This is a genomic window from Arthrobacter sp. ZGTC212 (assembly GCF_002929255.1).
Lineage (GTDB): Bacteria > Actinomycetota > Actinomycetes > Actinomycetales > Micrococcaceae > Arthrobacter_B > Arthrobacter_B sunyaminii.
This window is the reverse complement of the sequence record NZ_PJIJ01000001.1, coordinates 1,059,798-1,081,681: the sequence shown is the minus strand read 5'-3', so window position 1 is coordinate 1,081,681 and position 21,884 is coordinate 1,059,798. Positions and strand designations below refer to the sequence as shown.

The 21,884-nt window shown below is 64.7% G+C and carries 24 protein-coding genes; 11 read left to right on the top strand and 13 right to left on the bottom strand.

The features are described 5' to 3' along the window. Positions 1-54: 54 nt before the first annotated feature. The 3 genes from CXQ89_RS05315 to CXQ89_RS05305 are packed head-to-tail and all read left to right on the top strand — an operon-like array spanning position 55 to position 3,097. Positions 55-1,341: a magnesium transporter gene (locus CXQ89_RS05315; RefSeq protein WP_104052613.1), complete on the top strand. Its 1,287-nt coding sequence runs from the start codon at positions 55-57 to the stop codon at positions 1,339-1,341. Next, on the top strand, positions 1,334-1,951 hold the full coding sequence (locus CXQ89_RS05310) for a DUF1003 domain-containing protein (protein ID WP_104052614.1): 618 nt from the start codon (positions 1,334-1,336) through the stop codon (positions 1,949-1,951). Before CXQ89_RS05315 ends, CXQ89_RS05310 begins: the two co-directional genes overlap by 8 nt. A 3-nt stretch (positions 1,952-1,954) precedes the next feature. Continuing rightward, entirely contained in the window at positions 1,955-3,097 is a 1,143-nt protein-coding gene (locus CXQ89_RS05305) for an Mrp/NBP35 family ATP-binding protein (protein WP_258059879.1), read from the top strand. Positions 3,098-3,133: 36 nt separating this feature from the next. On the opposite strand, the gene CXQ89_RS05300 is transcribed toward CXQ89_RS05305, so the two are convergent. The 3 genes from CXQ89_RS05300 to sigE all read right to left on the bottom strand — a co-directional run bounded on the left by CXQ89_RS05300 (position 3,134) and on the right by sigE (position 5,172). After that, positions 3,134-3,553, bottom strand: a complete 420-nt coding sequence (locus CXQ89_RS05300) for a Sec-independent protein translocase TatB (RefSeq protein WP_104160496.1) — start codon at positions 3,551-3,553, stop codon at positions 3,134-3,136. Between the two features lie 73 nt (positions 3,554-3,626). After that, the gene (locus CXQ89_RS05295) at positions 3,627-4,562 is read right to left on the bottom strand and encodes a zf-HC2 domain-containing protein (RefSeq protein WP_104160495.1); all 936 of its coding nucleotides are present in this window, start codon (positions 4,560-4,562) and stop codon (positions 3,627-3,629) included. Between the two features lie 4 nt (positions 4,563-4,566). After that, complete coding sequence (gene sigE, locus CXQ89_RS05290) at positions 4,567-5,172, bottom strand: RNA polymerase sigma factor SigE (protein ID WP_104052617.1); 606 nt, start codon at positions 5,170-5,172, stop codon at positions 4,567-4,569. Positions 5,173-5,414: 242 nt separating this feature from the next. On the opposite strand from sigE, the gene CXQ89_RS05285 reads away from it, so the two are divergent. Then, entirely contained in the window at positions 5,415-6,050 is a 636-nt protein-coding gene (locus tag CXQ89_RS05285) for an O-methyltransferase (protein WP_104052618.1), read from the top strand. A 27-nt stretch (positions 6,051-6,077) separates the two neighbouring features. Here CXQ89_RS05285 and CXQ89_RS05280 read toward each other — a convergent pair whose 3' ends face one another. The 6 genes from CXQ89_RS05280 to CXQ89_RS05255 all read right to left on the bottom strand — a co-directional run bounded on the left by CXQ89_RS05280 (position 6,078) and on the right by CXQ89_RS05255 (position 11,091). Beyond that, positions 6,078-7,733 carry a M17 family metallopeptidase gene (locus CXQ89_RS05280; protein ID WP_258059878.1) on the bottom strand — a complete coding sequence of 552 codons (1,656 nt, stop codon included), beginning with the start codon at positions 7,731-7,733 and terminating at the stop codon, positions 6,078-6,080. Between the two features lie 12 nt (positions 7,734-7,745). Further along, complete coding sequence (locus CXQ89_RS05275; RefSeq protein WP_104052619.1) at positions 7,746-7,913, bottom strand: DUF3117 domain-containing protein; 168 nt, start codon at positions 7,911-7,913, stop codon at positions 7,746-7,748. 155 nt (positions 7,914-8,068) lie between these two features. Beyond that, a complete protein-coding gene (locus CXQ89_RS05270) occupies positions 8,069-9,325 on the bottom strand; it encodes a hypothetical protein (RefSeq protein ID WP_104160494.1) in 1,257 nt (418 codons plus the stop codon). After that, a complete protein-coding gene (locus CXQ89_RS05265; protein WP_104160493.1) occupies positions 9,315-9,893 on the bottom strand; it encodes a DNA-3-methyladenine glycosylase I in 579 nt (192 codons plus the stop codon). Before CXQ89_RS05265 ends, CXQ89_RS05270 begins: the two co-directional genes overlap by 11 nt. Next, a complete protein-coding gene (locus tag CXQ89_RS05260) occupies positions 9,890-10,267 on the bottom strand; it encodes a DivIVA domain-containing protein (protein WP_104160492.1) in 378 nt (125 codons plus the stop codon). The genes CXQ89_RS05265 and CXQ89_RS05260 overlap by 4 nt, the downstream gene beginning before the upstream one ends. A 53-nt stretch (positions 10,268-10,320) precedes the next feature. After that, on the bottom strand, positions 10,321-11,091 hold the full coding sequence (locus CXQ89_RS05255; protein ID WP_104160491.1) for a TIGR00730 family Rossman fold protein: 771 nt from the start codon (positions 11,089-11,091) through the stop codon (positions 10,321-10,323). 136 nt (positions 11,092-11,227) lie between these two features. On the opposite strand from CXQ89_RS05255, the gene CXQ89_RS05250 reads away from it, so the two are divergent. The 4 genes from CXQ89_RS05250 (at position 11,228) to CXQ89_RS05235 (ending at position 14,618) form a co-directional block, all read left to right on the top strand. Beyond that, on the top strand, positions 11,228-12,004 hold the full coding sequence (locus CXQ89_RS05250; RefSeq protein ID WP_104052624.1) for an amino acid ABC transporter ATP-binding protein: 777 nt from the start codon (positions 11,228-11,230) through the stop codon (positions 12,002-12,004). A gap of 113 nt (positions 12,005-12,117) precedes the next feature. Then, positions 12,118-12,963 carry a glutamate ABC transporter substrate-binding protein gene (locus CXQ89_RS05245; protein ID WP_104052625.1) on the top strand — a complete coding sequence of 282 codons (846 nt, stop codon included), beginning with the start codon at positions 12,118-12,120 and terminating at the stop codon, positions 12,961-12,963. 102 nt (positions 12,964-13,065) lie between these two features. After that, positions 13,066-13,743 carry an amino acid ABC transporter permease gene (locus tag CXQ89_RS05240; protein WP_104052626.1) on the top strand — a complete coding sequence of 226 codons (678 nt, stop codon included), beginning with the start codon at positions 13,066-13,068 and terminating at the stop codon, positions 13,741-13,743. Next, positions 13,740-14,618 carry an amino acid ABC transporter permease gene (locus tag CXQ89_RS05235; RefSeq protein WP_104052627.1) on the top strand — a complete coding sequence of 293 codons (879 nt, stop codon included), beginning with the start codon at positions 13,740-13,742 and terminating at the stop codon, positions 14,616-14,618. The genes CXQ89_RS05240 and CXQ89_RS05235 overlap by 4 nt, the downstream gene beginning before the upstream one ends. Before the next feature lie 102 nt (positions 14,619-14,720). Here CXQ89_RS05235 and dapE read toward each other — a convergent pair whose 3' ends face one another. Continuing rightward, positions 14,721-15,812, bottom strand: coding sequence for a succinyl-diaminopimelate desuccinylase (gene dapE / locus CXQ89_RS05230; protein WP_104160490.1), 1,092 nt, complete (start codon positions 15,810-15,812; stop codon positions 14,721-14,723). Positions 15,813-15,900: 88 nt separating this feature from the next. On the opposite strand from dapE, the gene dapD reads away from it, so the two are divergent. From dapD to galE, 3 genes are read left to right on the top strand one after another with little or no spacing between them, the layout of a single operon-like run. Further along, positions 15,901-16,881 carry a 2,3,4,5-tetrahydropyridine-2,6-dicarboxylate N-succinyltransferase gene (dapD, locus tag CXQ89_RS05225; RefSeq protein WP_104052629.1) on the top strand — a complete coding sequence of 327 codons (981 nt, stop codon included), beginning with the start codon at positions 15,901-15,903 and terminating at the stop codon, positions 16,879-16,881. A 12-nt stretch (positions 16,882-16,893) separates the two neighbouring features. After that, positions 16,894-17,766 (top strand): hypothetical protein, encoded by an 873-nt coding sequence (locus CXQ89_RS05220; protein ID WP_258059875.1) that lies wholly within the window; start codon positions 16,894-16,896, stop codon positions 17,764-17,766. 36 nt (positions 17,767-17,802) lie between these two features. Further along, the gene (galE, locus tag CXQ89_RS05215; protein WP_104160488.1) at positions 17,803-18,819 is read left to right on the top strand and encodes a UDP-glucose 4-epimerase GalE; all 1,017 of its coding nucleotides are present in this window, start codon (positions 17,803-17,805) and stop codon (positions 18,817-18,819) included. A gap of 98 nt (positions 18,820-18,917) precedes the next feature. Here the strand turns inward: galE and CXQ89_RS05210 are convergent, their stop codons facing one another. From CXQ89_RS05210 to fdxA, 3 genes are all read right to left on the bottom strand, one after another. Continuing rightward, positions 18,918-20,210 carry a citrate synthase gene (locus CXQ89_RS05210; protein WP_104052632.1) on the bottom strand — a complete coding sequence of 431 codons (1,293 nt, stop codon included), beginning with the start codon at positions 20,208-20,210 and terminating at the stop codon, positions 18,918-18,920. A 195-nt stretch (positions 20,211-20,405) separates the two neighbouring features. Continuing rightward, positions 20,406-21,560: a succinyldiaminopimelate transaminase gene (gene dapC / locus CXQ89_RS05205; RefSeq protein ID WP_104160487.1), complete on the bottom strand. Its 1,155-nt coding sequence runs from the start codon at positions 21,558-21,560 to the stop codon at positions 20,406-20,408. Then, a complete protein-coding gene (gene fdxA, locus CXQ89_RS05200) occupies positions 21,557-21,883 on the bottom strand; it encodes a ferredoxin (protein ID WP_104052634.1) in 327 nt (108 codons plus the stop codon). Before fdxA ends, dapC begins: the two co-directional genes overlap by 4 nt. Between the last annotated feature and the right edge of the window lies 1 nt (position 21,884).

The window sequence follows — 21,884 nt, the reverse complement described above, 5'->3', positions numbered from 1 at the left end:
CGCGGCAGAGCCGCCGATACGGCGGAAGCGCCGGGCACCCCGTAGCCTAAGAATGTGAGCAAAAATCCTACCCGCGTCTTCATCGCACGCCTGCTCGGCCTCGACGTATTCGACCCCCTGGGTGACCGTCTGGGCCGCCTTCGCGACGCCGTCGTGCTGGACCGCGGGCCCGGGCGTCCTCCGCAGGCCGTAGGCATTGTGGTGGAGGTGCCGGGCAAGAAGCGCGTCTTTGTGCCGCTGACCCGCATCACCTCCATGGATCCAAGCCAGATCATCTGCACCGGACTGGTCAACCTGCGCCGTTTCGAACAGCGCGGCGCGGAGATGCTGGTGGTGGGAGAGCTCTTCGACCGCAAGGTCACGCTGCGGGACGGAAGCGGCGAAGCCACCATTGAAGACATTGCCATTGAGCAGAACCGTGCCGGCGACTGGCACGTGTCCAACCTCTTCGTCCGCCGCAGCGGTCCGGAATCCCGCCTTCGCCCCCTGCGCAGGCGCGGTGAACAGATGATCGTGGACTGGAAGGACATCATCCACTGGGACACCTCCGGCCCCCAGGCCGCCACCTCCTTCGTGGCCCAGAATGATGACCTGAAGGCTGCCGACTTCGCCGATGCCCTGCATGAGATGACCGGCAAGCGCCGGATTGAAGTGGCCAGCGAACTCCAGGACGAGCGCCTTGCGGATGTCCTGCAGGAACTTCCTGACGACGACCAGGTCCAGATCCTGCAGTCCCTGGATGTGGAGCGCGCTGCCGACGTCCTGGAGGAAATGGACCCCGACGACGCCGCTGACCTGCTCAACGAACTTCCGGAGGACCAGAAGGAAGAGCTCCTGCAGCTGATGGAACCCGAGGACGCCCGCGATGTGCGGCGGCTGCTGAACTACGAGGAAGACACCGCCGGTTCCCTGATGACCCCGGTTCCCGTCATCCTGCCGCCGGAGGCTACGGTTGCCGAAGCGCTGGCCCATGTGCGCCGCGAGGAGCTGACCCCGGCCCTGGCTTCCTCGATTTACGTGTGCCGCCCTCCGCTGGAAACACCCACTGGACGGTACCTCGGTGTGGTGCACATCCAGCAGCTGCTGCGTTCGGCTCCCCCGGAGGCGCTGGGGAATATCCTTGATACGGACTTGGAGCCGGTCCGGGACTACGCGAGCATCAGCGAAGTGTCCCGGATGCTCGCCACCTACAACCTCAATTCATTGCCTGTCGTCAATGACGCCGGCCGTCTGGTGGGGGCGGTGACCGTGGATGACGTCCTGGACCACCTGCTTCCGGACGACTGGCGTGCCTCCGACGACGCACCAACCGATGTGAAGCAGGGAAGGACCCATGGCTGAAAAAGTAAAGTCGCAGACCAGCGGCCTGGATACGCCCCGGACCGCCCGTGCACGCTGGCTTCCGCGCTTGTCTCCAAACCCGGACGCCTTCGGCCACGCCACCGAGAACTTTGCCCGCTTCATGGGCACCCCGCAGTTCCTGCTCTACATGACGGTGTTCTGTGCCGTCTGGTTGATTTGGAACACCTGGGGACCGGAGCCCCTGCGCTTCGACGACATAGCCCTGGGCTTTACGCTGCTGACCCTCATGCTTTCGCTGCAGGCTTCCTACGCCGCCCCGCTGCTCCTGCTGGCACAGAACCGCCAGGATGACCGGGACCGTGTGTCGGTCCGCCAGGACCGCGAACGCGCTGAGCGAAACCTGATGGACACGGAGTACCTGACCCGGGAGATCGCCGAGCTGCGGATCGCCCTGCGCGAAGTCGCCACCCGCGACTACGTACGGTCGGAGCTAAGAAGCCTCCTCGAGGAACTGCTCGAAGCCAACAACAGCGAATCATCCGAGGACGCTCCCGCAAAGCGCAGCCAGCGCCGTCGTCCTGATTCCTCAGGATCTTCCGCGGCCACGGAACACATGCCCAAACTCAATCCGGGCGGGAGGGAAAACTAGAGCGTGGCACCACTGCAACACACAGCCGACCGTGCGCTGGCTGCGCTTGACGCGGTCCTTGACCCGGAGCTCCGGCGCCCCATCACTGAGCTGGGAATGGTCAGCGGGGTGTCCGTGGACGACGACGGCGTCGCCTCCGTGGGCGTCCTGCTCACCATCTCCGGGTGCCCCCTGCATGAAACCATTACCGCCGACGTCGAACGCGTCCTGGGCGGCGTTGAGGGCATCACCGGGGTCCGTGTTGACCTTGGCGTAATGACCGCGGAGCAGCGGACAGCGCTTAAGGAAAAACTGCGCGGTCCCGGCGGAGCCAAGGACATTCCGTTCAACCGGCCCGGTTCCCTGACCCGCGTGTACGCGGTGGCCAGCGGGAAAGGCGGGGTGGGGAAATCCAGTGTCACCGTGAACCTCGCCGCGGCCATGGCCGCCTCCGGACTGCGCGTGGGGATCGTGGACGCTGATGTTCACGGCTTCTCCATCCCCGGGCTGCTGGGCATCACCCAGCCGCCCACCCGTGTGGATGAAATGATCCTTCCGCCCGTGGCCTACGGCATCAAGACGATTTCCATTGGCATGTTCGTTGCCGGCAACGCTCCGGTGGCCTGGCGCGGACCCATGCTCCACCGCGCTCTGGAGCAGTTCCTGACCGACGTGTACTTTGGCGACCTTGATGTCCTGTTCCTGGACCTGCCGCCGGGCACCGGAGACATTGCCATTTCTGTGGCGCAGCTCCTGCCGCAGTCGGAAATTTTGGTGGTGACCACCCCGCAGGCAGCCGCAGCGGACGTCGCCGAACGTGCGGGAACAGTGGCTTCCCAAACCGGTCAGAGCGTGGCGGGCGTTATTGAGAACATGTCCTGGCTGCAGCTGCCCACCGGAGAACGGATGGAGCTGTTCGGCTCCGGCGGCGGAGACATCGTGGCCAAACGGCTCAGCGAAGCACTGGGCAAGGACATTGCGCTGCTGGGAAGCATCCCGCTCGATGTTGATCTGCGGACCGGCGGCGATTCCGGTGCACCCGTGGTGCTCTCGGAATCAGCCCTGGTGGAAGGTTCGGCGGGCGCTGAGCTTCGCCGCATCGCCGGTGCCCTGGCCAGGCGTCCCCGGGGACTCTCGGGCTTGAAGCTCGGTGTTACACCGCGCTAGGAGTTCCTGTTCCGCCGCTTTGGCTTCTCAGCGTGTTTAGGTGGCTTCGGTGTCAAAGGGCGCCCGGTCCCCGTCCTGCAGCCGCATGAGCGGCTTCACAGCCGGAGCTCCGCTGGGTGCAGCGGCGCGTCCGGGGGCACCTGCGGTTGCCTGCGGTGCAGCAGGCGCGGGCCGCGCACTGACGGGCTTGACGGCATCTTCGAAATCATCCAGAAGTGCTTCCTTGATGATCCGGCGCGGGTCATACTGCCGCGGATCAAGTTTGCGCCAGTCAACCTCGTCAATTTCGGGGCCAACCTCGTCCCGGAGCTGTTCCCGGGCACCAGTGGCCATCCGCCGCACTTCACGGACCAAACGTGCAAGCTGGGAGGCGTATTCCGGCAGCCTTTCGGGACCCAGCACCGCTACGGCAAGGATCGCCAGGACGAGCAGCTCATAGCCGTTGATTCCGATCACCTGTGAAGACTACCTTTCATGCTGCACCGCAGGCCAGTTCCCGTTCCGGACGGACGGTTTTCCTGCGGTCCGGTCAATCCTGTCCCCCGGTGCCCGTCATGATGGTGAAACCGCTCTTGATGCGGTCCCATACCCCATGGGCCTTCTCCCGGGCATGAAGCGCCAGCCTCGATGACTCGGTGAGGGAAATCTCGCTGACAGCTTCGTTCAGGACGTCCCCGGACGAAGACACCTCCACGGTGTAGGTAACCCGCTTCGAGGCCACAACAGCGCGATGGGGACGCTGGGGATGAATCCATATCTGCGGGCGTCCGGGACGCTCTTCCTGCAGGATGAAACCTTCCTCCGTGACCGGTTTCCCGCTGACGCCGTCCACCACGGTCTCTTCGGACCAGGAAGCGGGGTGGGTCTCATACACGTTCACGCTGGTCCCCTCGCCTTCCAGGGTCATGATGACCGCCGGTTCCCCGTCAACCAGGGCAGCCCGGGCCCCTGCGACGGCCATTCCCGCCGATGCGAGCTCCGGGCAGGCCCACCCGCGGGACCGCAGTTCCGCGAGCTGTTCAGGAGCCAGCTGGTCATCCCGGCCTCCTCCGGTTACGTCGTTCCACACATCGGCCAGACCCGGCGCCGCCTGCTGCGTTACCGGAGGCTGGACCCAGCCTCCCAGCAGGTAGGCGGTGGAAAGGACCAGCCCGACGGCGGCAGCCACCACTCCTGTGGCAGCTGCGAAGCGTCGTCGGCGGTTCCGGCTTGGTCCGGGAGCATGTGCATAATCCGCCGGTGTCCCGTCATCTGCGGGGTGTGCCGTGCGTTCGATGCGTTCGCGCAGCACCGGATCCGGTTCAGGAACCGCAAATGCGTTCAGGCGTGCCCGCTGCCGGCGTTCCCTGGCCGCTTCGGAACGACACCGGGCACACCGCGAAAGGTGTGCCTGCAGTACAGCGGCACGGGCCGGGCTGGCCTGACCGTCCAGGTATTCCTGCAAAAGGCGTTTGGGGTGTCGCATGAAATCAGTTGGCGCCTGCCACGCGCGGCAGCTTGAGCCGCGGTCCGGTTTGGGGGCGGACCTGGGGATCGCGGTGCGCCAATTTCTCTTTCAGCATGGTGCGGCCGCGGTGAATCCGGGAGCGGACCGTTCCAAGCTTGACGCCCAGGGCACGGGCCACTTCGTCATAGGACAGGCCCTCAAGGTCGCACAGGACTACGGCAGCCCTGAAGTCGGGCGGAAGTTCATCCAGCGCCCGGGCAATATCCACGTCGAGGTTATTGAACTCAAAGCTTCGCTCGGGTCCGGGCCCGTTGCTGGGGAGCCGGCTCTCAGCCTCTTCGGTCATGCCGTCAAACCGAATGCGGCTCTTGCGCCGCGCCTGGTCCAAGAAGAGATTTGTGGTGATGCGGTGCAGCCACCCGTCCAGGGTTCCGGGCTGGAAATTCTCCAGGGAGCGGAAGACACGGACAAACACCTCTTGCGTGAGGTCTTCGGCGTCGTGCCGGTTGCCGGTCAGGCGGTAGGCCAGCCGGTACACTTTGGCTGAGTGCGCCTGCACTACTTCTTCCCAGGTGGGCCGCACCCACTCGGAGTCAGCCGGTCCGCCGGTTGCTGAGGTCGTGGACATGGCTGCCCTCCTTCCCGTGAAGTGATGTCATCCGGCCCGCGGCCAAACGAAGCCCTTGTTAGCGTCCTGCATAATTATGTTGACGCATCAGTCTGGGAATTCGCTGTTAGCACTCTTGCCGTGCGCACACAAGAGCGGTGTTTTACCGGCTGCCGCGGCCCGCGTCCCGCAAAGCCAACCCGGCCGCCGCCGGGCCTTAAGCTTGACTGAGCATGGTTCCCCAACAAACGAAAGTGACACGAATGAGCGCCGACAAGCAGACCAGCTGGTCCTACACGGAGGGACTGCCCTTCGAGGACGAGGTCCTGCTGCGCGCGCGGGAGCGCTCCTATGAACTGGGAGTCTCGCCCGTCTCAACCGGCGTCGGCGCTGCCCTGACGGTTCTCGCCGCAGCGTCCAAGGCCCAGACTGTGGTGGAAGTGGGCACCGGTGCCGGGGTCTCCGGCGTCTGCCTGCTGCGGGGTCTGGGACGCCAGTCCGTCTTGACCACCATTGATTCCGACGTCGACCATCTTCGGGCGGCGCGTGAGGCCTACCGCGAAGCCGGCGTGGCCGGCAACCGGACCCGCACCATTTCGGGCCGTGCCGCCGAGGTCCTTCCGCGGCTCACCGACGGAGCCTACGACATGGTTTTCATCGACGCCGACAAGCCGTCTTTTCCGCTCTATGTGACGCAGGCCGTCCGTCTGCTCAAGCGCGGCGGACTGCTGGTGGTCAACGACGCCCTGGACCACGGAAAAGTCTCCGATCCGGCCATCCGCGAAGAGACCACCAACACCATGCGGAAAGTCGGAAAAGCGATCCGGGACAATGACGCTCTTGTGTCGTCACTGCTGCCCACCGGTGACGGCCTGCTGCTGGCGGTCAAGACCAGCTAGCGGTCCGGGGCTCCCCAGCGGCGGCGGTCAGGGCCGGAGGCCGGGCAGGTTCTGAAGGAAACTGATCAGCAGCCTGGCTCCGAATCCGGTGGCACCCTTGGCGATCTCATGCCTGTCCGCACGAGCGCTCATCGGCCCGGCAATGTCCAGATGCGCCCAGGGAACACCGTCAACGAACTTTTCGAGGAACAGTGCGGCCACGATTGCCCCGGCACCGAACTTGAGCGCCGGCGGAGCCACGTGCGCCACGTCCGCTGTCACCGAGTCAAGAGCGTAGTCATATTCATGGACAAGGGGCAGCGGCCAGACGCGGTCCCCCGAAGCCTCCCCCGCTTCCTCCAGTGCATCCAGCAGAAGCTCGGTATTGGAGAACACTGCACCGTACTGCTGGCCCAGACCCAGGGCCGCAGCTCCCGTCAGGGTGGCAATATCCACCAAAACGTCCGGGGCGAGGCCCGCGGCTGCATAGGCCAGCGCGTCAGCGAGGACCATCCTGCCCTCGGCGTCCGTGTTCCCGATCTCCACAGTCGTGCCGCCGTAAGTGGTGACAACGTCGCCGGGCCGGTAAGCGGAAGCGCCGATGGCGTTCTCCGCCAGGGCCAGGATGCCGGTAACACGGTGCGGCAGCTCCAGTTCGGCAGCGGCCTCCACAGCAGCCAGCACCACGGCGGCGCCGGCCATGTCCATCTTCATGGACATCATTGCGTCACGGGGCTTCAGTGAGATGCCGCCGGAATCAAAAGTGATCCCCTTGCCAACCAAAACAACGTGTTCCGCGGTCTCGGCGGAGGGCTGGTAAGTAACCTGCACCAGGCGCGGCGGATTCGCAGAACCGGATCCAACCGCAGTCAGGCCGCCGAATCCCTGCCGCAGGAGTTCGGTCTCCTCCAGGACAGTGATCTCCAGGCCGGCACGCTTCGCAACGGCACGGCTTTGTGCCGCCATCCAGGCGGGGGTTGCGACGTCGGGCGGAAGGTTGGTGAGATCCCTGGCCAGCCACACAGCCCGGGCGGTGATCTGTGCCTGGCGCTGCGCATCTGAATCCAGCCCGGTGACTTCCATGGCGCGGGCCATGGCAGGGCCGGCTGGCGTTTTTCCCTGGCGGGGCGCCTGGTATCCGCCCAGCAGGAAGCCTTCAAGAAAGGCCTGCTGCGCGGCGGGACCGAGTCCGTCAACCACCGCGGCGCGTATCCGGCGCGCACCTTTGGTGGCTCGGGCCAGTGCCGCTCCGGCACGGCGCAGGTTTTGGACGGACTCATCGCCGACACCTACAAAAATCAGTTTGGCCGGCAGGTCAGCGGCCCTGTCCGACGGCGGTTCCACCAGCAGTGTTTCACCGGCTTTGCCGGTAACGCCGGCCGCGGCCGCGCGGGCAGCGACGTCCACGCCGTACCAGAGGGCTGTTTCCACAGCGCCCCGCCTGGGCTGCGGCGTGGGATGCAGCGACTCCTCGGAGTCCTCTCGGGGCGAGGAATCAGGAGCGGCGGCCATGGCAACGGCCAGGACATCAACTTCTTCCTCAGGGGCGGGCCGCAGCCCGGTGCCGGCGGTGGGGGCACCGGCACCGGTCAGCAGCTGATCCACCGCTGTCACCGCCGTCATGGCAATGCCAGACAAATCGGTCCCCGGAGCCTCCCCCGCGGAGGAGGTGGCCGGTGAGGATCCTTTGGGGAGTCGCTGCATTGGTTTCGCTTCCTAGCTCGTGGCGCCCAGCAGGCAATCCTTGAGCTTGCCGGCTTCCTCAGCATTGAGTTCGACGACGAGCCGTCCGCCGCCGTCGATCGGCACCCGCAGGATGAGGCTACGCCCCTCCTTGGTGATTTCCATGGGTCCGTCACCCGTACGCGGTTTCATCGCTGCCATGTTCCAGTTCCCCTTTCACAGTGCGCTGCGGGCGATCCCCCAGTCACACATGTAACCTCTGTCGCACGGCCTACAACCTGCTCCGGCGGCAATTGCCTTCATTATTCCGCACAAACATCGTCCAAACGAAATTTCTTGTGTTCCGCGCCACAATCCTAGGGGGGATAATCCCCTCCGCCCGGAAGCGGAGTCCAGCGCCAGAGCCACGCCACCCAGACAATCTGCAGCACCAGAAAGGCCATTGCGACCGTGGTCCGGTAGGCCCGGGAACTGCTCAGGGACGCCAGGGCCAGCCCCAGCGGGAACAGCGGCAGCAGTAACCGGAACGTACTGGTCAGCGGATTCAGGAAGGCCAGCAGGTACAGCACATAGGCGGCACACCACACCTGCATTTCCACGCCGAGCCGGCGCACAGGCTCGGAATTGAGGCACAGGACGGTGAGAGCCACCAGGGCGATCAGTGCCACCGGCCCCATGACCGGACCGAAGAGCCGCTCCGCCTCGACAAACCACGGTTTGAAGACCAGCAGGGTGTCTCCCCGCCAGGCCGTTTCCGTGTCCGTGTAGGCACCCGCCTCCCCGGTGTACCACCACGCCAGTGCGGGCCAGGCGAGGGCGCCGGCTCCGGAGGCCATTCCCAAGACCACCATCCGCCATGCCTCGGCCGGCGGGAAGGCTTCCTTCCGGCGCAGTATCCAGCGGCGCACAAACAGGATCCCCATCATCAGGGCAAAAGCGACACCCACCGGCCGGGACAGGCACATCACCAGAACCACCGGCACTGCGGACAGGTAGCGGCGGGTGATCAGCAGGTACAGCGATGCCGCCAACAGCAGCAGGTTCAGCGACTCCGCATAGGGAACCTGCAGGATCGGGGATACCGGGTTGACCGCCACAAACACCACACCCCAGAGGGCGGTGCCGGACGAGGCCCGCAGCGCGAAAAGCCGGTACACCATCAGAGCGGCGCCGAACCCGGCGGCGGTGGCCACTATGGGTGCGAGGACTTCCCAGCCCAGCCCGGTGAGGGCTGCGAGCGCCCGGACCAGTCCCGGAAAGAGAGCGTAGAACGCCCACTGGTTCTCCTGCGCCCGGCCCGTTTCATCACGGGGAATTTCGGACGGGTAGCCGCCGGCGAAAATGCGCTGGTACCACTCGCTGTCCCAGGCTCCGATGAACTGCAGGTACGACGGCGTTCCCTCCCATCCCCACGGGTTCAGTCCCTGCTGCGCCGCTACGGCAACGAACACCGTGAACGAAAACAAGCGCGCGGCCGCCCAGACGGCCAGGACCTTGATGTACCAGGGCCAGCGGCTGAAGGCCGCGGCCAGGCGCGCTGATGCACGCACCAGCGCGGTGTTGGCGGCCGACGCCGGACGGGTGTCCCCCTGCCGGGCCGCGCTATCCGCCATTGCGGACCCAGCAGCTTGCCAGATGGTCATTGACATACCCGGTGGCCTGCAGCATCGCGTAGGCAGTGGTGGGTCCCACGAAACGGAAACCGCGCTTTTTCAGGGCCTTTGCCAGCGCAGCGGAATCCTCCGTGATAGCCGGAACGTCGGAAATAGTCTGTGGTGCCGGGCGCTGCGGGTCAGCGCGGTGTGCCTCAAGCAGCTTTTCCAGGCTCTCCCCTGCCGGCAGGTCCAGGAGTGCCCGGGCGTTGGCGATGACGGCGTCGATCTTTGCCCGGTTACGGACAATTCCCGCATCATTCATCAGCCGTTTCCGGTCCTCGTCCGTAAACCGGGCCACGGCCGCAGGATCGAAGCCTGCAAAGGCACGGCGGAACGCTGGCCGCTTACGCAGGATCGTGATCCAGCTCAATCCCGCTTGGAAGGCCTCCAGGCTCAGGCGTTCAAAAAGGGCTGCCTCGCCGGTAACCGGGCGGCCCCATTCCTCGTCGTGGTACTGCTGATAATCGGGGCTGCTGACTGCCCAGGGGCAGCGCAAAAGCCCGTCGGAACCTGCCACAGTGCTCATGACGGCATCCCCGGATCCTGCCGCGCATCGTTCCCCGGCCGCGGCGGAACCCTTCCAGGAGCCTGCACGGCAGCCAGAGCGGCATCTCTTTCCGCCAGCACCTCTTCCAGCCGCGCCAGGACAGCGTCCACCTGGTCCATCCGGTAACCCCGGAACGCCACCGAAAACCTCAGCCGCCCAAGGTCAGCGGGCTGCACGTCCTCCGGCAGGAGGACCGGAGGCAGCCTTGGATCCGGTTCCGCCAAGCCGGGATCCCCCGCCGATGCGGGCTCCCCGGACGCCGTCCCGGGTCTGCGGAAAGGCGGAAGCCCGGTAGCGGCAAGCGCCACTGCACCTGCTGCGAGAACGGCCACGATAATTAGGAAGGTTGTCACAGGACCATCGTGCCAGAGAGCACCCCGTGCTCCCCCCACCGGAAGCCGGTGCGTTAGGGCGAGACGTGCCCGGCGCTGTCGGTAATCATCAGTTCCACGGCTTCCGCCGGATCATCCACGATATGGATCAGGGCGAGGTCCTTCTCGGAGATCATCCCCTCGGCCAGCAGCGTGCCCTTGACCCAGTCCATCAGGGGACCCCAGAAGTCCGTGCCGATCAGGACAATCGGAAAGGACGTCACCTTCTGCGTCTGGACCAGCGTCATGGCTTCGAAGAGCTCGTCCATGGTTCCGAAGCCGCCCGGCAGGACGATGAACCCCTGCGCGTACTTTACGAACATGGTCTTCCGCACGAAGAAATACCGGAAGTTGATTCCCAGATCCACCCAGTCGTTCAGACCGGTTTCGAAGGGAAGTTCAATGCCCAGGCCAACAGACAGGCCGTCCGCCTCGACCGCGCCCTTGTTCGCCGCCTCCATCGACCCCGGGCCGCCGCCCGTGATGACGGCCAGCCCCTCTGCCGCGAGCAGCCGCCCCACTTCCTCGCCGAGCTTGTAATAGGCAGACCCCGGCATGCTGCGGGCGGAACCAAAGACGCTGACAGCCGGCCCAAGCTCCGAAAGGCTGCCGAATCCCTCCACAAATTCGCTCTGGATGCGCAGCACCCGCCACGGATCAGTGTGCGTGAAGTGCGTATGGTCCGAAGAGTCAAGCAGGTACTGGTCCGACTGCGGCGCACGGGCCTGCGCCCTGCGCAGTTCCACCGGTCCGCGTTTGCGGGGGCTGATATCCCGGCCCCGGGAGCTGTTGTCGCTGAATTCCATGATTCAAGGGTAGCCACATGTGTGTTCCGGGCCTCACAGGACTCCCCCGGTACGTTTGGTTGCTCTTGCGTCACGATTATCGGCGTTTTGTGGACTCTGACACATTCCGGACACAATCGTTGGCTATCTTCTTCTTATGACCCGTGACACAACCGAAGGCGCAACGCCTGATTCCGCCGCACCTCTTGTCTCACTCAAGAACGTCAACAAACACTTTGGCGACCTGCATGTTCTGCAGAACATCAATCTCAATGTGGCCCGCGGCGAAGTGGTCGTAGTGATCGGCCCCTCCGGTTCCGGAAAATCGACGCTCTGCCGTGCCATCAACCGGCTGGAGACGATTGACGACGGCGAGATTGCCATCGACGGCAAGGTGCTGCCGGCCGAAGGAAAGGCACTGGCAAAACTCCGCGCCGACGTCGGCATGGTGTTCCAGTCCTTCAACCTGTTTGCCCACAAGACAATCCTCGACAACGTGTCCCTTGGCCCGGTCAAGGTCAAAGGCATGAAGAGTGCCGAGGCAAAGGCACTCTCCATGGAACTGCTGGAGCGGGTTGGCGTTGCCAACCAGGCCAATAAGCTGCCGGCGCAGCTTTCCGGCGGCCAGCAGCAGCGCGTGGCCATTGCCCGGGCCCTGGCCATGAAGCCCAAGGTCATGCTCTTTGACGAGCCCACCTCGGCCCTCGATCCCGAAATGATCAACGAGGTGCTGGACACCATGGTCAGCCTGGCCAAGGAGGGCATGACCATGATCGTGGTAACCCACGAAATGGGATTCGCCCGCAAGGCCGCTGACCGCGTCATCTTCATGGCTGACGGACAGATTGTCGAAGAAGCCACCCCCGAAGAGTTCTTCACCAACCCGAAGAGCGACCGGGCCAAGGACTTCCTCGGCAAGATCCTTTCGCACTAGACCGTCCACAGCAGTACCGGCAGTACCGCAGTACCGGGATTTCACCAGTTGGGGGAAATCCTTATGAGGCTAGGTGCCCCGTCCACCGGAGCACCGCAATGCAAGGAGAAATCATGCGCAAGACCCGTTACGCCGCAGCAGCCATGGCTGCCGTGGCTGCCCTGACCCTGTCCGCCTGCGGCGGAGATTCCGGCTCGGATTCCGGCAGCACCGAAGGTGCCGGCGAGAAGATCCGCATCGGCATCAAGTTCGACCAGCCCGGCGTCGGTTTCAAGGACGGTAACGAGTACACGGGCTTCGACGTTGACGTCGCCAAGTACGTGGCCAATGAGCTCGGCTACCCCGAGGACCGGATTGAGTTCATCTCCACGCCCTCCCCGCAGCGCGAAAACATGCTCGAAAATGACCAGGTGGACATGATCCTGGCGAGCTACTCCATCACGGATACCCGCAAGGAAAAGATTGCCTTCGCCGGCCCCTACTTCGTTGCCGGCCAGGACCTGCTGGTTCCCACCGACAGTGAAATCGGCGGCCCCGACGAGCTCGACGGCAAGAACCTGTGCTCAGTCTCCAGCTCCACCTCCGCCCAGAAGATCAAGGACAACTACGCCGCCGGCGTGAACCTGCTGGAGCAGCCCAGCTACGCCGAGTGCGTGACCGCCATGCAGGGCGGCTCCATTGACGCCGTCACCACTGACGACATCATCCTCGCCGGCCTGGCGTCCACGGACGCCAACAAGGGCAAGTTCAAGGTCATCGGCAACACCTTCTCGGAGGAGCGCTACGGTGTGGGCCTTCCGAAGGAAGACGGACTCGTCAAGTGCGAGGACATCAACACCGCGATCACCAAGATGGTCGAAGAGGGTGCCTGGGAAGAAGCCATCAAGAAGAACACCGAGGGCGTCGACTACACCTACAAGGCCGAGCTGAACCCGCCGGAGACCGACGCCTGCGCCTAACCGGTACCCCCGGCGCCTGAGGCACCGTCCCGTTCCACCCCGCGGCCGGGAGGGCATTGCGCTCTCCCGGCCCGGGCTTCGTCCACCATAAAGAGGTGAAACATGGAGGGTTTTACTGCCCTCTTCGAGCAGTACGACGTCGTCGGCGCTTTCTGGGTCAATATCCAGCTGGCGTTCTGGGCGGCTCTCTGGTCGCTGATACTCGGTACCGTCCTGGCGCTGATGCGGATCTCGCCGATCCCCAGCCTGCAGTGGTTCGGTGCCGCCTACGTGAATATCTTCCGGAACACTCCGCTGACCATCATCATGGTGTTCGGTTCACTGGCTCTCTGGTCACAGCTGAACGTCAGCCTGTCTTCGGACTTCAACACCAACTTCTTCCGCCTGGCAGTACTGTCCCTCACCGTGTACCACGCAGCCTTCTTCTGTGAAGCCATCCGCAGCGGCGTCAATACCGTTCCGCTGGGACAGGCTGAAGCTGCCCGTGCCATCGGTCTGGGGTTCTTTGCGGCGGCGCGGATCATCATCATGCCGCAGGCCTTCCGCGGCGCCATCGCACCGATCGGCAACGTGCTGATCGCCCTGGTGAAAAACACCACCGTCGCCGCCACAGCCGGTGTTGCCGTGGAAACCTCCAGCACGATGAAGACCATGATCGAGTTCTATCCCAACCTGATGACACAGATCTTCCTGACCTTTGCCATTGGCTACGTCATCATCGTTATCCCCATCGGCCTGCTTACCACCTGGGCTTCGAAGAAACTGGCGGTGGCACGATGACACAGAACGTCCTGTTTGACGCCCCGGGTCCCAAGGCCCGGCGCAACATTCGAATTGCAAACATCCTGGGTGTCCTGCTGGTGGCGGCACTGCTCTGGTTCGCTGTCTCCGGGCTGGCGGAGAAGGGCCAGTTCGAGGCCGCCAAGTGGACGCCGTTCCTGGAATGGAGCACCTGGCAGTACTATCTCCTGCCCGGCCTGCTCTCCACCCTGAAGGCTGCCGCCGTAGCAGTGGTGGCGTCCATCGCTTTCGGTCTGCTCTTCGGTATCGGCCGGCTTTCACCCTTCAAACCCATCAGGTGGGTCTGCGGCATCGTGGTGGAATTCTTCCGAGCGGTTCCCGTGCTGCTGATGATGGTGTTTTTCTACCAGTTCCTCTCCAAGTCCACCCCGGTGGACTCGGCACAGGTTCCGTTTTGGGCCGTGGTGATTGCCCTGACCCTGTACAACGGTTCGGTCATCGCCGAGCTGGTACGCTCCGGTGTCTTTGGCCTGCCGAAGGGCCAGCGCGAGGCAGGCCTGGCCATCGGGCTGACCCCGGGCCAGTCGCTGCGCAGCATCGAGATGCCGCAGGCCCTGGTTGCCATGCTGCCGGCGCTGCTGAGCCAGTTTGTGGTCATCCTGAAGGACTCAGCGCTGGGTACCTTCATCGGTTACACGGAACTGCTTGAGTACGCGCGCCGCCTGGCCAGCGGCGAAGGCAACATCCTGCCGGCGCTGCTGGTCACCGCGGCGATCTTCATCCTCCTGAACTGGCTGCTGACCTTCGCCGCCCAGCGTCTTTCACGCCGTCTGGGCGCGCGTGCCGGCAAGGTGCTGAAGATCGAGGACACCATCGAGCCCGAAGGCATTGAGGCTCCGGCTCCGGCCAAGTAGCTGCCGGAACCGGCATAAAGAAGGGGAGGACCGGCACCGCCGGTCCTCCCCTTCTTTATGCCGTGCCTCTGTATGCCGTGCTTCTTTATGCTTTGCGCAGCCTCAGCTCAGCCAGGTCCGCAGTGCGGCCAGGCAGGCCCGCACAGCCGCCGCCTCAACGTGCTCGTTGTCCGTATGCGCCAGCAGGGCGTCCCCGGGACCGAAGTTCACGGCCGGGATGCCCAGGGCGCTGAACCGGGCAACGTCGGTCCAGCCGTACTTGGGTTTGGGTTCCTGCCCGACGACGGCGACAAAACTCGCCGCCGCAGTCCGGTCCAGTCCCGGCCTGGCACCGGCGGCGGCATCAGTGCGGACCAGATCGAAGCCGGACAGCAGGTTACGGACGTATGCCTCGGCCTGTTCCACCGATTTGTCCGGGGCAAAGCGGTAGTTGATTTCCACGGTGGCTGCATCCGGAATGACGTTCCCGGCGGTTCCGCCCCAGATCTTGACGGCATTCAGCGATTCCCGGTACTCCAGCCCTTCCACGGAGACGGTGGCAGGTTCATGGTCCCGCAGCCGGGTCAGGATTTCCGCTGCTGCGTGGATGGCGTTCTCCCCCATCCAGGCACGGGCGGAATGCGCGGCCCGGCCGGTGGTGGTGGCGTGGAAGCGCATGGTGCCGTTGCAGCCGCCCTCCACCGTGCCGTTGGTGGGTTCCAGCAGTACGGCGAAGTCTGCTTCCAGCCAGTCCGGGAAGCTCTCCTGGAGCCGGCCCAGACCGGACAGCGACGCTTCCACTTCTTCATGGTCATAAAAGATGAACGTTACGTCCCGTGTCGGGTTGGCCAGCTCTGCGGCCAGCGCCAGCTGCACGGCCACCCCGCCTTTCATATCCGTGGCTCCGCGGCCGTACAGCACCTCGCCGTCCCAGGAGGAGGGAACGGTTCCGCGCGAGCCCGGGACGGTGGGCAGCGGAACGGTGTCCAGGTGCCCGGCGAGGATCACCCGTTCGGCGCGGCCCAGCGACGTGCGCGCCATGATGGAGTCGCCGTCGCGCACCACTTCCAGGTGCGCCAAGGAGCGCAGCGCAGCCTCCACGGCGTTGGCCAGCTCCGTCTCATTGCCGGACACGCTTTCAATGTCCATCAGGTCTGCGGTCAGCAGGGCAACGTCGCGGGTCAGGTCCAGGGTGCGGGATGGCGTTTGAGTCATGTCTCCACCCTACCGATCCCATGTCTGGGCGCCGGAAGCAACCCCCTGCGCCCGCGTCCGGCGGACACCAATCGGTAGACTTGAATCCATGACTTCAAGCTCCTCCTCCCCCACTGCCCGCATCGCCTCCGGCCTCGGCCTGGCCACGATCACCGACGACGGCACAGTGCTGGATGTCTGGTACCCCCGGCCCGTGCTCGAAGCCCGGGACGCGGCCGCTTCGGCTGACGCCAATTCCCTTGCCGCAGAGCTGGAAGCCGCAGCCGCCGCCATGACCGATGCCGAGCGCGGCACGCACGGCGAGGTCCTGCGCACCGAGATTGACCTCGACGAGGCGCCGGCGGATACCGCCGATGCGTACCTGCGCCTGCATCTGCTCTCCACCCGCCTTGCCGCGCCCAACACGCTGAACCTGGACGGCATCTTCGGCAAGCTCCCCAACGTTGTCTGGACCAACTTCGGGCCGTGCGCGGTGGAAGGCTTTGAGACGGTCCGCCTGCGGCTGCGGGCCCGCGGGCCGGTCACTGTGTACGGCGTGGACAAGTTCCCCCGGATGACGGACTACGTGGTTCCCTCCGGTGTGCGGATTGCCGACGCCGGCCGGGTCCGGCTGGGTGCGCACCTTGCCGAAGGGACCACGGTCATGCACGAAGGCTTCGTGAACTTCAACGCCGGAACACTGGGCGTCTCCATGGTGGAGGGCCGCATCTCCGCGGGCGTGGTGGTGGGCAACGGCACCGATGTGGGTGGCGGCGCCTCCATCATGGGCACCCTCTCCGGCGGCGGCAGGGAAAAAATCACCCTTGGCGAGCGTGTGCTGCTGGGCGCCAACTCCGGCGTTGGCATCAGCATCGGCAATGAATCCGTCGTGGAAGCCGGCCTGTACATCACCGCCGGCACCCGGGTGGCCGTGCTGATTCCCGGTGAGGAGCCGCAGACCGTCAAGGCGGTGGAGCTCTCCGGCGTGCCCAATCTGCTCTTCCGCCGTAATTCCACCACCGGTGCGGTGGAGGCCCTCGCCCGCAGCGGCGCGAGCGTGGAACTCAACGACGCCCTGCACGCCAACTAGCACGTTCGCCCCTTGGCCTCCGACCCCAGCTGCCGGCGCAGCACCGGATTTGTTCCGGTGCTGCTGCTGGTGGTGCTCTTCCTGGCAGCAGTCACCGTGTACGCGGTCTCCGTCCTGCGGGAGCCGGAAGACAAGAGGCCGGAACCCGCAGCCTGCACGGCCACAGCGGACGGTACGGCCTACCATCTGACACCCGCCCGGACATCGACGGCGGCCCTGATTTCCGGGATCTCCGTTCGGCGGGGCATGCCGGCACGCGCCGCCTCCATTGCCGTGGCCACAGCCATCCAGGAATCCGGGCTGCGGAACCTCGATTACGGGGACGACGCCGGACCGGATTCCCGCGGATTGTTTCAGCAGCGACCGTCCCAGGGATGGGGCAGCGAAGAGCAGGTGATGGAGCCGGTATATGCGGCAAATGCCTTCTACGATGCGCTGGAAAAGGTTCCGAATTACGCGGACCTCCCGCTGACGGTGGCGGCACAGACGGTCCAGCGCAGCGCTTTCCCTGACGCCTACGCCGATCACGAAGCCGAGGCCAAGGCCTTCGCTTCCGCCCTGACCGGGCACTCCCCCGCAGCGCTGACCTGCGCCCTGGCTCCGCCGTCGTCCTCCGGCAGCCCGGAAGCCGTCCTGGCGGCAATGACCACCGTGTACGGGCCGGTAGAGTCAACCGTCGAAGGAGACCGCATTACGGTTGCCGGCAGCGGAACCTACGGCTGGTCCCTGGCTCAGTGGGCGGTTGCCAACGCCGAAGCCCTGTCGCTGGACTCCGTTGCGTTCGACGAACTGCGGTGGACGCGCGCAACCGGCTCCTGGGATCCCGCGCCCGCCCCGGACAACGCCGTGGTCCTTACGGTCCATCGGGCCGCTGAACAGTCCTGAACCGGGGCCCGCGACGGGATCCACTACTCTGGAACCATGCGAATACTAGTTACCGGAGGCACGGGATACATCGGCTCCCACACGACACTGGCACTGCTGGAAGCGGGCCACGACGTAGTGGTCCTGGACAATTTGGCCAACTCGAGCGAAGAATCCCTGAAGCGGGTTCAGGAGCTGGCCGGACGCAGCGCGGTCTTCGTGCACGCGGATCTGCTGGACGAGGGCGCTGTTGACAGCGTATTCGCAGAGCACGCGATCGACGCCGTCATCCACTTTGCCGGACTGAAGGCTGTCGGCGAATCCGTCGCAAAGCCGCTGTACTACTACCACAACAACGTGGGCGGCACCCTGAATCTGCTGCGGATGATGGACAAGCACAATGTCCGCACCCTTGTCTTCAGCTCCTCGGCCACGGTGTACGGCGCCAGCGAAGAAGTTCCGCTGACCGAAAAGATGCCCATGGACGCGGTGAATCCCTACGGCCGCACCAAGGAGCAGATCGAAGACATCCTGGCGGATCTGGGCGCTGCCGACGGACGCTGGAATATTGCGCTGCTGCGCTACTTCAACCCCGCCGGCGCCCACGAGTCCGGCCGGATCGGTGAAGATCCCACAGGCGTGCCCAACAACCTGCTGCCGTTCGTTGCGCAGGTGGCTGTGGGCCGCCGCGAGAAGGTCATGGTGTTCGGCGATGACTACCCCACGGAGGACGGCACCGGCGTGCGGGACTACATCCATGTGGTGGACCTGGCCGCCGGCCATCTCGCCGCACTGGAATACATCACCGTAAAGCCCGGCGTGCACCGCTGGAACCTGGGCACCGGCAACGGTTCCTCGGTCCTCCAGGTGCTGGCCGCCTTCTCCAAGGCCGCGGGCAGGGACATCCCGTATGAGATTGCTCCCCGCCGTCCCGGAGATGCCGCCGTCAGCTACGCGGATCCCTCGGCAGCCCTGGCAGACCTCGGCTGGTCCGCGCAGCGTACGCTGGATGCCATGTGCGAGGACCACTGGCGCTGGCAGAAGAACAATCCCCAGGGCTACGCCGCATCCTGACCCGCCGGCCCTGACGGGCGAAACGCAAAAAGGCCCCCGGAATCCTGAACGGATTCCGGGGGCCTTTGCCGTTACTGTCCTGCCGCAGGCTTTGACGCCTAGCGGACGGGGTAGCTGCGCTCCAGGGAGCCGGTGTAAAGCTGGCGCGGACGGCCAATCTTCGTCTGCGGATCCAGCATCATTTCACGCCACTGTGCAATCCAGCCCGGCAGGCGGCCGATGGCGAACAGGACCGTGAACATCTTCTCGGGGAAGCCCATGGCCTTGTAGATCAGGCCGGTGTAGAAGTCCACGTTGGGGTACAGCTTGCGTTCGATGAAGTAATCATCGGCCAGGGCCTTCTCTTCCAGGCGCATGGCGATGTCCAGCAGCTCGTCGTTGCCGCCGAGCTTGGCCAGGATGTCGTGGGCGGTTGCCTTGACGATCTTGGCGCGGGGATCGTAATTCTTGTAGACGCGGTGCCCGAAGCCCATGAGCTTCACGCCGTCTTCCTTGTTCTTGACCTTCTCCATGAAGGTTTCCGGTGCCATGCCCGTGGACTTGATCTCGCGGAGCATGTTCAGCACGGCTTCGTTGGCCCCGCCGTGCAGCGGTCCGGACAGGGCACTGATGCCCGCGGAGACGGAGGTGAACATGTTGGCACCGGCGCTGCCGACCAGGCGGACAGTGGAGGTGGAGCAGTTCTGCTCGTGATCAGCGTGCAGGACCAGCAGCTGGTCCAGTGCCTTGACCAGATCCGGGTCAATCTCGTACGGCTCGGCCGGCAGGCCGAAGCTCAGACGCATGAAGTTTTCCACGAGGTTCATGGAATTGTCCGGGTAGAGCATCGGCTGTCCGAGGCTCTTCTTGTGCGCGTAGGCAGCGATGACCGGAAGCTTGGCCATCAGGCGGATGGTGGAAAGTTCCACCTGCTCCTCGTCGAACGGGTCCAGGGAGTCCTGGTAGAAGGTCGACAGAGCGCTGACGGCCGAAGACAGCACCGGCATCGGGTGGGCGTCGCGCGGGAACCCGCCGAAGAAACTCTTGAGGTCTTCGTGCAGCAGCGTGTGCCGGCGGATCCGCTGGTCAAAGTCTTGCAGCTGGGCCTCAGTGGGCAGTTCTCCGTAGATCAGCAGGTAAGACGTTTCCAGAAAGCTTGATTGCTTGGCCAGCTGCTCGATCGGGTAGCCGCGGTACCGCAGAATTCCGGCGTCACCGTCAATGTAGGTAATGGCGGACTTCGTGGATGCAGTGTTCATGAAGCCCGGGTCAAAGGTGACGGTTCCGGTCTGTTTCAGCAGTTTGGAGACATCAAAGCCGCCATTGCCTTCCACCGCGTCAACGCGGGGAAGCTCAAGGCTGTCTTCGGTGTTTTCCCCATAGCGCAGCTGTGCACTGGGACGCTCAGTCATTAAGTCTCCTTCAGGAGTTTGAAGAAACCAGAGCTATGGGCCCCGCTGGTTCCGGGCCACCCATAGGGTCAATTCCGCTAGATCTATTTACGCAAAACGCTACACTTTAGCCGGGCTTTAGGACTAATCGGCGGCCGGGTTGTTGTCTAAGCGAAACATACAACCCGCCCGGCCCCGGGTTATCCGCGACGGGGTTTATCCGCCGGCAGCGGTCAGACGCCGGGCGGCGGCTGCCACGCGCTCATCCGAACCGGTCAGCGCAATCCGGACAAAGCCGTCACCGGCGCTTCCGTAAATGCTGCCCGGTCCGGACACAATGCCCAGCTTCGCCAGCCGCTCCACCGTGGTCCAGGTGTCCTCGCCCGCGGTTGCCCACAGGTACAGCCCTGCCTCGGAATGATGGATCTGCAGCCCAAAAGCTTCCAAGGCGGGAACCAGGAGTTCCCTCCGCTTCCGGTACAGGTCCTTCTGCGTTGCCACGTGGGTGTCATCCCCCAGCGCTGCCTCCATGGCGGCCTGCACGGGGGCGGGCACGATCATGCCGGCGTGTTTGCGGCTGTTGACCAGGTTGGCCATGATGGCTCCGTCACCGGCCACGAAAGCGGCACGGTAACCGGCCATGTTGGACTGCTTGCTCAACGAGTAGACGGAGAGCAGCAGCTCATTGCTGCCCCCGCTGACGGCGGGATCCAGGATGCTCGGCACCGGAGACCCTCCACGCGAGGGATCCCAGGAGCCCCAGCCCAGCTCCGCGTAGCACTCGTCGGAGGCAACCACCGCTCCGAGGGCCCGCGCGGATTCCACCACTGAACGCAGTGAGGCCGCTGAGCGGACAATTCCGGTGGGATTGCCGGGCGAGTTGACCCAGACCAGGCGCACCCGGGCCCGGACGTCGTCGTCGAGCTCCTCCAGATCATCGGCGGCCACCGGGGTGGCGCCGGCCAGGACAGCACCCATGTCATAGGTGGGGTAGGCAACCGTGGGGCGGACGACGACGTCGCCCTCACCCAGTCCCAGCAGCAGCGGCAGCCAGGCCACCAGTTCCTTGGAACCGACCGTGGGCATAATGTCCTGCGGATTCAGGTTCGGAACTCCGCGGCGCCGTGCGTACCAGGCAGCTATCGCTTCGCGGAGGGCCTGCGTGCCGTGGGTGGTGGGGTAACCGGGCGCATCAGCGGCCGCTGCCAGGGCCTTGCGAACGAGCGTGGGAGTGGGATCAACCGGGGTTCCGATGGACAGGTTCACCGCCCCGTCAGGGTGCTGTGAGGCCAGTTGCACGTAGGGAGCCATGGCTTCCCACGGGTACTCCGGCAGATTCAGCCCAAAAGTGCGGGACGGAACGGAGCTCATGCCTCTTGGTTCTGCGGAGGCAGCACGGCGATGATCGGATGGTCCTTGTGCGTGTTGCCGATCTTGGCAGCTCCGCCCGGGGAGCCCAGGTCATCGAAGAACTCAACATTGGCCTTGTAGTAATCGGCCCATTCCTCGGGAGTGTCGTCCTCGTAGTAAATGGCCTCAACGGGGCAGACCGGCTCGCAGGCACCGCAGTCCACGCACTCGTCGGGGTGGATGTAGAGGGAGCGTTCACCTTCATAGATGCAATCCACCGGGCATTCCTCAATACATGCCTTGTCTTTTACATCTACGCATGGCTGCGCAATTACGTACGTCACG